The 9,880-nt window shown below is 74.6% G+C and carries 6 protein-coding genes; 1 reads left to right on the top strand and 5 read right to left on the bottom strand.

Annotation, left to right across the window (positions count from 1 at the left end):
* The first annotated feature begins 146 nt into the window (after positions 1-146).
* Positions 147-1,130: a 3-oxoacyl-ACP synthase III family protein gene (locus ACZ61E_RS29310; RefSeq protein WP_469703075.1), complete on the top strand. Its 984-nt coding sequence runs from the start codon at positions 147-149 to the stop codon at positions 1,128-1,130.
* Between the two features lie 46 nt (positions 1,131-1,176).
* Here the strand turns inward: ACZ61E_RS29310 and ACZ61E_RS29305 are convergent, their stop codons facing one another.
* The 5 genes from ACZ61E_RS29305 to ACZ61E_RS29285 all read right to left on the bottom strand — a co-directional run bounded on the left by ACZ61E_RS29305 (position 1,177) and on the right by ACZ61E_RS29285 (position 9,476).
* Complete coding sequence (locus tag ACZ61E_RS29305) at positions 1,177-4,671, bottom strand: condensation domain-containing protein (protein ID WP_469703074.1); 3,495 nt, start codon at positions 4,669-4,671, stop codon at positions 1,177-1,179.
* A 385-nt stretch (positions 4,672-5,056) separates the two neighbouring features.
* Positions 5,057-5,800, bottom strand: a complete 744-nt coding sequence (locus tag ACZ61E_RS29300) for a thioesterase II family protein (RefSeq protein ID WP_469703073.1) — start codon at positions 5,798-5,800, stop codon at positions 5,057-5,059.
* 360 nt (positions 5,801-6,160) lie between these two features.
* Positions 6,161-6,982, bottom strand: coding sequence for an AfsR/SARP family transcriptional regulator (locus ACZ61E_RS29295; RefSeq protein ID WP_469703072.1), 822 nt, complete (start codon positions 6,980-6,982; stop codon positions 6,161-6,163).
* A gap of 170 nt (positions 6,983-7,152) precedes the next feature.
* On the bottom strand, positions 7,153-7,866 hold the full coding sequence (locus ACZ61E_RS29290) for a ScbR family autoregulator-binding transcription factor (RefSeq protein WP_469703071.1): 714 nt from the start codon (positions 7,864-7,866) through the stop codon (positions 7,153-7,155).
* Positions 7,867-8,594: 728 nt separating this feature from the next.
* Positions 8,595-9,476 (bottom strand): AfsR/SARP family transcriptional regulator, encoded by an 882-nt coding sequence (locus tag ACZ61E_RS29285; RefSeq protein ID WP_469703070.1) that lies wholly within the window; start codon positions 9,474-9,476, stop codon positions 8,595-8,597.
* Between the last annotated feature and the right edge of the window lie 404 nt (positions 9,477-9,880).

Below are 9,880 nucleotides of genomic sequence, written 5' to 3'. Positions count from 1 at the left end.
CTCGCTTGGGTGGGGGGGCGCGCCACCCCCCCCCCCCCCCCCCCCCCCCCCCCCCCCGGGGGGGGGGGTCCCCCCCCCCCCCCCCCCCCCCCCCCACCGGGGCTTCGCACGCCCATGTCAGGACCACTTGAGGGGAGGGCGGCCGCATGAGCGACGTCACCATCCACGTACTCGGTACGGGTGCCTACGTACCGGAACGGATCGTCTCCAACGACGAGGTCGGCGCGCCGGCCGGGGTCGACGGCGACTGGATCACGCGCAAGACCGCGATCCGCGAGCGGCGCTGGGCCGCGGCCGGCCAGGCCACCTCGGACCTGGCCACGGCGGCGGGGCGGGCGGCGCTGAAGGCGGCCGGCGTCTCGCCGGAGCAGCTGACCGTGATCGCGGTCGCCACCTCCACACCGGACCAGCCGCAGCCGCCGACGGCCGCCTACGTCCAGCACCACCTCGGTGCGGCGGGCACGGCGGCGTTCGACGTCAACGCGGTCTGCTCGGGCACGGTGTTCGCACTGTCCTCGGTGGCGGGCACCCTGGTGCACCGGGGCGGCTACGCGCTGGTCATCGGCGCCGACGTCTACTCACGCATCCTCGACCCGGCCGACCGCAGGACGGTCGTCCTGTTCGGGGACGGGGCGGGGGCGATGGTCCTGGGGCCGACCGGCCGGGGCCCGGTGGTCCGGCGGGTCGCGCTGCACACGTTCGGCGACCTCACCGGGCTGATCGGGGTGCCCGCGGGCGGCAGCCGGCGTCCCCTCGACGAGGTCGGACTCCGCGCCGGTCTCCAGTACTTCGCGATGGACGGGCGCGAGGTGCGCCGCTTCGTGGTGGAGCAACTGCCGCAGCTGACCAAGGGGTTCCTGCACGAGGCCGGTGTCGAGGCCGCCGACATCAGCCACTTCGTGCCGCACCAGGCCAACGGGGTGATGCTCGACACCGTCTTCGAGGAGCTGCACCTGCCGCGGGCCACCATGCACCGCACGGTCGAGACGTACGGCAACACCGGGGCGGCCTCCATCCCGATCACGATGGACGCGGCCGTCCGCGCCGGCTCCTTCCGGCCGGGCGACCTGGTCCTCCTGGCCGGCTTCGGCGGCGGCATGGCCGCGAGTTTCGCCCTGATCCAGTGGTGACGGGGAACTGCCCCGGCGGGGACGGAGGACCGCGCACCGGCGGCGGTCACGGCCGCTCCGCCGGCTGATCCGCCTCCGCCAGTCGTGCCGGGGCCGGGTCCTGGGGTACGGCGGCGTCCCGGAGCGCGCGGGCAAGATCGCGGGCGCGCTCCCGCTCGTCGCGGGCCGCGTCGGCGAGCACCACCCGGGGCGGCCGGCCGCCGTCCTCCGCGATGCGCCGGGCGAGGTCGCAGGCGAGCGCGCCGGCCCCGGAGAAACCGCCCAGCAGCAGGGGCCGGCCGGCGGTGTGGGTGGTCAGGGCGTCGCGCGCCCCGTCGGCGCCGGTGCGCAGCACCACCAGCTCCTGGGGTCCGGGGTAGAGGTCGGACAGCAGGTCGTAGCAGGTGGCGGGGGCGCCCGGCGGCGGTATCAGACAGATGGTGCCCGCCCCCTCGTGCCGCGCGGCCCGCAGGGTGCGCAGCGGACCGACCCGTCTGGCCGCGACGCCCACACCCGGATGCGGTACGGCGCTGTCCTCCAGGAGTCGCAGGACCTCACCGACGGTGGTGTGCTCGCCCGCCGACAGCGAGAGCGTGCGCAGCAGCATGGCGCTCCGGGTGAGCAGTTCGGCGGCGGCGGCCGCGTCGAACAGGGCCCGGTCGTACACGCCCGTCAGGACCAGACCGCCCGCGCTGTCGTGGTGGGCGAGCAGTCCGACGGGCGGCGCGCAGCGGGCCGGGACGGTGACGGGGAACTCGGCCTTGATGCCGTGGGCGGCGAGTTCGGCCTCCAGGCCGTCCACCGGGTGCGGCGAGTCCTCGAAGACCACGACGGTGTCCGTGCACCCGGTGTCGAGGGACCCGCGCCCGTCCCAGGCGTGGATCCAGTCCCCCGGGACCCATTCGTAGGCGGCCAGGTCGAGGGCGCGCTCGCGCAGTTGCCGCAGCAGGTCGGGCAGGGTGGCCGCGGGGTCGACCTGGACGTGCATGGGCAGCGGGTTGCGCAGCGGGCCCGGCATCAGGGCGGCGCCGTCGAAGAGCACGCCCCGCCCGGAGACGGTCACCGTGAAGCGGACGGGGGCCGCGGCGGTGGCGCCGGAGCCCCAGTGGATCAGCAGGGCCCAGACGGCCTGGAGCACGCTGCTCTCGGCGACGCCCCAGGTGGCCGCCCAGCGCGTGAGGCGGGTGGTCTCGACGGGGTCCAGACGCAGCCGGGTGTGTCCGGTGCCGGTCAGGCCGGTGGGTCCGGCGGGCCGTCCCGGCCAGGAGGCCGCGCCGTCGGGCGGTGTACGGCCGGACCAGAGGTCCTGGGCGGGCCGGGGGTCCTGGGCGGCGGCCCAGGTCGTGTAGTCGCGCAGGTCCGGGCGGCGCTCGCCACCGGGCAGGGTGCCGCCGGCGAGGTAGGCGCGGTAGAACTCGCGCAGCAGGATGTTCGCGCTGCGACTGTCGAGCAGGGCCCGGTGATAGGTGACCAGGATCCAGACGGGTTCGCCGGGCGGTGCGGGCTCCCGTTCGAGCACCGTAAGGCGCAGCGCGCCGGGGCGGCGTAAATGGAAGCCGCGCAGCCGGTCTTGTTCCAGGAGGGCGGACCAGTCGCCGTCGCGGAAGGTCCGGCGGGTGATGTCGGGCGTGACGCGTTCGTGGACCACGAGCAGCGGTTCGCCGTCGCCGGTGAACGCGGTGCGCAGGACCGTCTCGCAGTCCAGGACGGACTGCCAGGAGGCGGTGAAGCGCGCGGTGTCGAGCGGACCGTGCCAGAACCAGACGAGCTGCTCGACATGGCGCCCGGTGCCGGGTCGTGTGTCACCGCCCTCGTGCAGCGCGGCCTGCTGGGGGGTGGCCCGGAAGGCGGGGAGGACGCGGGCGGCGGGTGTGCCCGCCAACTCCTCCAGCAACTGGCGCAGTTGGCCGAGCAGGGCCCGGGCGGACGTGTCGGTGGCGCCCCCGCCGGGGCCGGCGGCCCGGTCGAGGCCGACGTACAGCCTGCCCTCGCGGACGTGTGCCCGTACCGCGACTCGGTGGGTGGGCGCGGCGGAGGCGGGGCCGCCGGGCCGGTGAAGCCGGTCGGCGTGCTCGGGCTGGTCGGGCTGGTCGGGCTGGTCGAGGAGCAGACAGGTCTCCGCGAGGGGCATCTCGCCGAGGGCGCGGCGCGTCGCCGGGTCGGGGCTCCACTCGCGGCAGGCCCCGAAACCCGCGCCGGCGTCGGCCCGGCCGGCACACACGGCCAGGGAGTCCGCCAGGGCCGTCAGCCGACCGAGGGGATCGGCGCCGGGGGCGAGGGTGAAGTGGACGGGGTACGGCTCGGCGAGCCGCCCGACATGCCGGCGCAGACCCCGGCGGCCGGTCCGCGGATCACCGAGTACGTCGAACCCGACGGCCTCCTCGCCCTGCCGGCGGCCGAGGGCCAGCGCGAACACGCCGATCAGCACCTCCCCGGTACTCAACGCCAGCCGCCGGGCCAGACCATGGACGATCCGCTCGGTCACCTCCTTCCCGAGGACGAACCCGGCCCACCGCCGCGCCCCGTCCGGGGCCGCGAGGGGCATGTCACCGCGTGCGGGCGACGGGACGGGCCCGGACTCCGCACCCGGGGCGGGCGGCGCGGCAGCGCCGTACTCATCGGCCGGGGCATCGGACGCGGTGCTCCGTGCGGACCCGGCGGTGGGGACGGGCCGTACCGCCTGACGGGATCTGGTTCCGGCCACCCGGGTCCAGTGCCCGGCTTCGGCGGCGTCCCGGGACAGCTCCCGCAGCTCGGTGAGCCAGTCGGTCAGCGCCTCGTCCCGCTCGGGCCGCGGGCGTACGGCCGTGGTGAGAGCGGTGGTCAGGTCGTCGAGCAGGATGCGTAGGGAGGCGGCGTCCGCGGCGAGTTCGTGGACGACCAGGGCGAGCCGGTCGGCGCGGCGGCCGGACGGGCGGCGGTCCCTGGCGAGTACGGCCCTCAGCTGTGTCCCGGTGTGCGTGTCGAGCGCCGCGCCAGCCGATTCCAGGAGCGCGGCGAAACCGGCTTCGTCGGTGAACTCCCCCTCCACCAGCGGGTCCTGGCCGTCCGCGGTCGTGTCGGCGGCCCGTGCCGGGCGCAGGCCGTCCGCGGCGTCGAGGCGCGAGCGCAATCGGGGGTGGGCGGCCACGACGTTCCGCAGCGCCTCACGCAGCGCACCCGTGTCCGGTGCGGGTGCCGGTTCGATCAGGAGCACCTCGTAGCGGTGGCGGCGTTCACCGGGACGGGCGAGGGCCGCGCGCTGGGCGGGGCTCAGCAGACTGTCGGCGGCCGGCGGCCGGGTGAGGCGGTCGGCGACGCGGCCCGCGATGAGCGCGGCGGGTGTCCCGTGCGGTTCGGAGAACCGCAGGGTGTGATGGTCGGGTCCGTGCCGCAGCAGCCGGTGCCGCCAGGCCGGCCGGCCCTCGCCCTCGCCCTCGGCGGTCAGCTCGCCCAGGAACCGTTCCAGGGCGGCGGTGTCGAGCGGGCCGTGCAACTCGACGTCCCAGGGCGCGGGGTAGGGCGGGGACCCGGGGTCGACGACCACGGATATCGGCGCGTGCGGGAAGTGGTGAGGAGTCATGGTGTCCGGGGGTGTGTGGTCAGCCGCGCGTGGCCGGGTCCCCGTCCCTCCCTTCTGCGAGCGCGAAAAGAGCGTGCGGGGAACGTGCGGTGTCCGGGCACCGGGCCGGGGACGTACGGAAGCGTGAACGGGCGCGGCCGGCCTGGCCACCGCCCAGCAGCCTCTCCCCCATTGACGGCCTCCTGCCCCTGCCGGCGCCGACGACGTTCGGCGAGCACCACGTTACGGGCAGTGCGCGCCCCAAGTCCGGTTCTCCGAGCAGGTATGCAGCCGGGTGCGAGCGGTGCCCGAGCGCCATGGACGCCCCTGTACGCGTCCGAGCGCGTAGCGGGGCACGGGAATCCGAGAGGGCGGGGCGGAGAGGCGGGGCGCGCGCGGGGCAGGGTCAGCCGACGGGCGCGGACTCCGGCAGGAGCCGGCGGGCCACGCGGCAGGCCCGGCCCAGCAGTTGGGGGAGTTCATCGCTCCCGCGGGCCAGGAGCCGGCCGGGGACGGTCCGCGACCGGACGGGTCCCAGCGTCCACCTGCGCCAGTCGCCGGCCACGTCCGTCGCGGCCTGCGGATCGGCCTCGGAGGCGACGACGAGCACCGGGGTGGTGAGGGGTCCGGACCGCCAGGGGCCGTCGGCCGCCCGACGCAGCTCCTGGGCCAGCTCCAGGTCGGCGCGGAGCACCGGCAGCACGGCCCGCAGGAGAATCCCCTCGTCGCTGCCGGGCGGCACGGCTCCCCCGCCGCCGAGGGCGCTCAGCAGGTCGGCGTCCGTCGCCCGGCGGACGTCCGGCAGCCCGGCGGGCGGCAGCGGCGGCGGCCAGGCGCCGACCCCCAGGAACACCGGGCTCGGCAGCTCCTTCTCGTGCAGGGCGCGGGCCACGGTGAGCGCCGCCAGCGCGCCGAGTCCGTGCCCGTAGAGGGCGTACGGGCCGGGGCCGGTGAACAGCGGCAGCACCTCGGCGAGCAGCTCCGTGCGTGTGGTCAACCGGGGCTCGGTACGCCGCTGAGCACAGCCGGGCAGCAGGACCGGGACCGGCTCCACGCCGGGTCCCACGTCCGCGGCCCACCCGCCGAAGGCGACGACGCCCTCGGCGGAGTGGGCGAAGCAGTACAGCCGTACCGGCCGGTCCACCGTCATCTGCGCCCCCTGTTCCGCGACCGCTCCGGGCACCACCCGGGGCGGAGTCCGATGATTGCGGGGCCGCCTCGAACGCGGCTGGAGACCCGGCCGAGAACGCTCCTCCGAGCGTCGGCGCGCCCGCGGCGGTTGGCGATCGACCGGCCGGGGTGAGGTACTGGGGCCTGTCGTCTGGATCAGGCCCGGGGCGTGTCTTCGAAGTAGCGCCGTCCGCCCGCGGGGCGGGGCCCGCGGCGGCCGGTGCGGTGCGTCGCGAGGCGGAGGAGCGGTCTCGTACCGGGCGTACTCGGCCGGATTACGACAACGCGGCGGGGCGCCGCGCCGGGCGTCGCGGGCCAGGCGGGACTTCGAGGACAAGACCTATGCCGCGTAGCGGTCGAAGGTGGAGCCCCGGCGCAGGCCCGCCACCACGTCGAGTTCGGGATCGACCGCCAGCATCGCCTGGTGCAGACGCTGGAGTTGGGTCGAGGGCTCCACACCGAGTTCCTCTATCAGCCCCTCCCGCAGCCTCCGGTACACGTTCAGGGCGCCGGCCTGCCTCCCCGACCGGTAGAGCGCCACCATGGCCTGGGCGTGCAGACCCTCGTGCTGGGGGTGACGGGCGATCAGATCGGCCAGTTCGGCGACGAGTTCGGCGTGCCGGCCGAGCCGCAGATCGGCGTCGATACGCCGCTCGACGGTCATCAGCCGGGACTCCTCCAGGCGTGTGACCTCGATGTCCAGGACCGGGCCGCGCCGTACGTCGACCAGCGCGGGCCCCTGCCACAGGGCGAGGGCCTGCCGGAAACTACGGGCGGCCCGCCGGTCGTCCCCCGTCTCGAACGCCTCCTGGCCCTCGGCGACCAGGCGTTCGTAGGTGTACACGTCCACGGACTCCGGCGGGACGCGCAGCAGGTAGCCGCCGTGCCGAGTGGCCAGAACGTTCTTCGCCCCGCCCGGGACACCGGGCCCCAACGCGCTGCCGAGGCAGCGGCGCAGTTGCATGATGTACGTCTGGAGCGTGGTCATCGCGCTCTGCGGCAGCTCCGTCCCCCAGATCTCCTCCATGAGCGTCGACACCGGCAGGACGCGGCTCGGATACAACGCCAGGAGGGCGAGGACCTGTCGCGGCTTTCCGGCGGTCGGGACGATCGAGTCCCCGTTCTCCGCGGCACTCAGCGGGCCTAAGACCTGAATCTCCATTGCTCTCTCCCCGTTCGTCGTCGGGCACTCCCGATGGCGGAAATTCGTCGGCGAACCAGCACGCTAACCCCACCCGCACCGGAGGCCCCGGTTCCTTCAGCGGCACTTGAGTCATCCTCCAAGGACAGCCGAACGGGGAATGAGAGCCACGAAGGCAGGAGGAAAGAGCCCTAGCGTCCGAGGGTCCCCCATGCCTGCTCCGGCACGGCCGCGGGTGTCAGCGCGGGCTCCGGCACGGGTACGCGGGACGGCTCGGGCGCGGCGGCGGGCGGACCGGAGCCGGCACAGACCAGGGTGGCCAGGTCCGGGCGGTCGGCGAGGAGCGGCAGCAGCAACTCCCAGGAGCGGGTGATGTTCTGCCGGGACAGCCAGGAGGCGTCCTTGCAGCCGAGCACTTCGAAGCCCGTCGTCGCGGCGACGATGACGCGGGCGGCGACCGTCCAGGACACGCCCCGCGCGAGCGCCCCGCCGCTCTCGGCGCGGCGCAGGGTGTCCTCGACCCAGAGCTGCCACTCCTTGTGCAGCGGGGACACCGTACGGCGGGCGATGTCACCGGCGAGTCCGAAGCCCCCGCGGACCACGATGTCCCGGGCAAGGGCGGCCATCAGTTCGTGCGTGGCGTCCACCACCGCTTGCAGGGAATCGCCCTGCCGGGCCCGCGCCGACTCGGTGAGCCGGCGGACGGTATCGGCGGCCTCCGCCTCGACCGCTTCGGCGAGCACGCCCTTGTTGGCGAAGTGGAAGTGCAGAGCACCGTTGCTGACACCGGCCCGTCTGCTGATGACCGTCAGCGAGGCGGGGACGAAGCCCACCTCGGCGAACGTCTCCGCCGCGGCCTGGATAAGCGCACGCCGCGTGCGGGCGGCCCGCTCCTGTCTGACCATGCTCTGCCTCCCGGGCAACAGGCACTGAGGGGGTGCCGCGTCCTGCGGGACCGCAGGACGCGGGTGCCACGCGCCACTCATGGCGCCACCGGCCGCGGTCGCGGTCGGCGGGGTCACGCAGAGCAGAGTAACAAACCGTCTGGGCGGTTTCATATAGAGCCCGGTCGCGAACATCGCTGTTCTCTCTCCCCCCCGCCCTCCGCCCTCCGGACACGGGGGCGGCCGTGACCCACGAGTCGGCCGCACGGCGGGACAGGCGCCGGGCGGAGAGTCCCGCGGCAGGGAGCCCCACTCGCGCCGTCGGAGCACCGCGAGGCCCGGTGGCACGGTGCGGGCCGGGGCTCCATGCGCGCTCATGGCCGGTGCCGCGCCCGCAGACCCTGGGGCGCCCGGCGGAGACCGTGGAGAAGCCGGGCGACCGCCCGAGGGGCCGGACGGACGGCGGGGTCTCGCCGCCGCGGCTCGCGCCCTCGGCCGTAAGCGGCCGACGCGACGAGCGGAATGAGGGGCGGGCGGGGCGGCGGATGTGCGCGGACGACGGCCAGGACAGGACAGGGGCCCGAGGTAGTCGAGCGCGGAGCCGGCGTCGACGGCGCCACAACCGTCACGGTTGCGCGCGGGTGAGCCCTCGGGGCCGGGACGGGCCGACTGAAGGAAGGCGGCCGGACCGGTCGGCGCAGGGCCGGCACTCGCGCCCCGCCGGACCGGAAAAGCCTGCGTCTCTTCGCTCAGTTGACGCGCAGGGAGCTCGTGCTGCCGCCCTTGCGGGGTGCGGGGACGGGGGCCACGGGGGGCGTCTGCTGCTCCGCGAGCGGGGTCTCCGGCGCGGCCGTCAGGATCGACTGCTGGAGCTGGCGCAGCCGCGGCGAGGGCTCCAGCCCCAGGTCCCGCACCAGGGTGCCGCGCAGCCGGTGGTAGACGTCCAGGGCCTCACCACGCCGGCCCGAACGGTGCAGCGCCAGCATGAACTGGGCGTGCAGGTTCTCGTGAGTGCTGTAGCGACTGGTCAACACGGTCAGCTCCGCCAGCAGTTCGCGGTGCCGGCCGAGTCTGAGGTCGGCCTCGATGCGCTGGTCGAGGGCGCACAGCCGGCCCTCCTCCAGCCGCTTGGCCTCCATCTCCAGCTGCGCACCGGTCTGCACGTCGGCGAAGGCGGAGCCGGTCCAGAGGGCAAGCGCCTCACGCAGCAGCCGCGAGGCGCCCTGGAAGTCCCCGTGGTCGATCGCGCGGTAGCCCATGCCCGAGAGGCGCTCGAACTCGCGGACGTCACTGCCGCCCTCGCCCAGAACGAGCATGTAGCCGCCGGGCGAGGTGACCAGGACGTCCTTGGCTCTGCGCCGCGAGGGCGAGTCAGGCTCGTCGCCGGGTTCCCGTCGGTCCAGCGCGAGCGCGATGAGGTCGCGCAGTTGCAGCACATAGGTCTGGAGCGTGGTGCGGGCGCTGCGCGGCGGCTTGCCCGCCCACAGCTCGTCGATGAGGGCGGAGACCGGCACCACCCGGTCGGCGTGCAGCGCCAGCAGGGCGAGCACCTGCCGGGGTTTCGGTGCGGTGGGGGCGACCGACACCCCGTTCTCCGTGACGTCCAATACGCCTAATACGTCGATCCGCACGCCGTTGCCCCCTAGTTGAGTGTGCAGTCATCCCGGCACCTCACGAGTACAAAACAGGACAGACGGTTTGTCAACAGCAAACCGTCCACGCTGTTTTGATGCACCGTACAGCAGAGGCTCTCTCAACTCTGCATATATAAAGCTCACTTGGGCGTTTCTTGTCTTCGCGCCCGTGGATCCGCAGCGCCACGCCGGGGCTCCACTCACACCGGGCGAGGAAGTCGCCGTATGCCCTGACCGCTGTTTTCGGACATGGCGAACAGACCGGCCATGCTGCTTGGTCGGTGCAGTGGTCACAGACATGCCATTACTGCGGCGGGTTGCCGTGCTTGCGGGACGGCAGGTCGGCGTGCTTCGTACGGAGCATCGCGAGGGCCGAGACGAGGACCTCGCGGGTCTCGGCC

It is taken from the genome of Streptomyces sp. NPDC104581 (assembly GCF_055583685.1).
The sequence above is the reverse complement of the archived record's forward strand: the minus strand, read 5'-3'. Positions and strand labels throughout refer to the sequence as shown.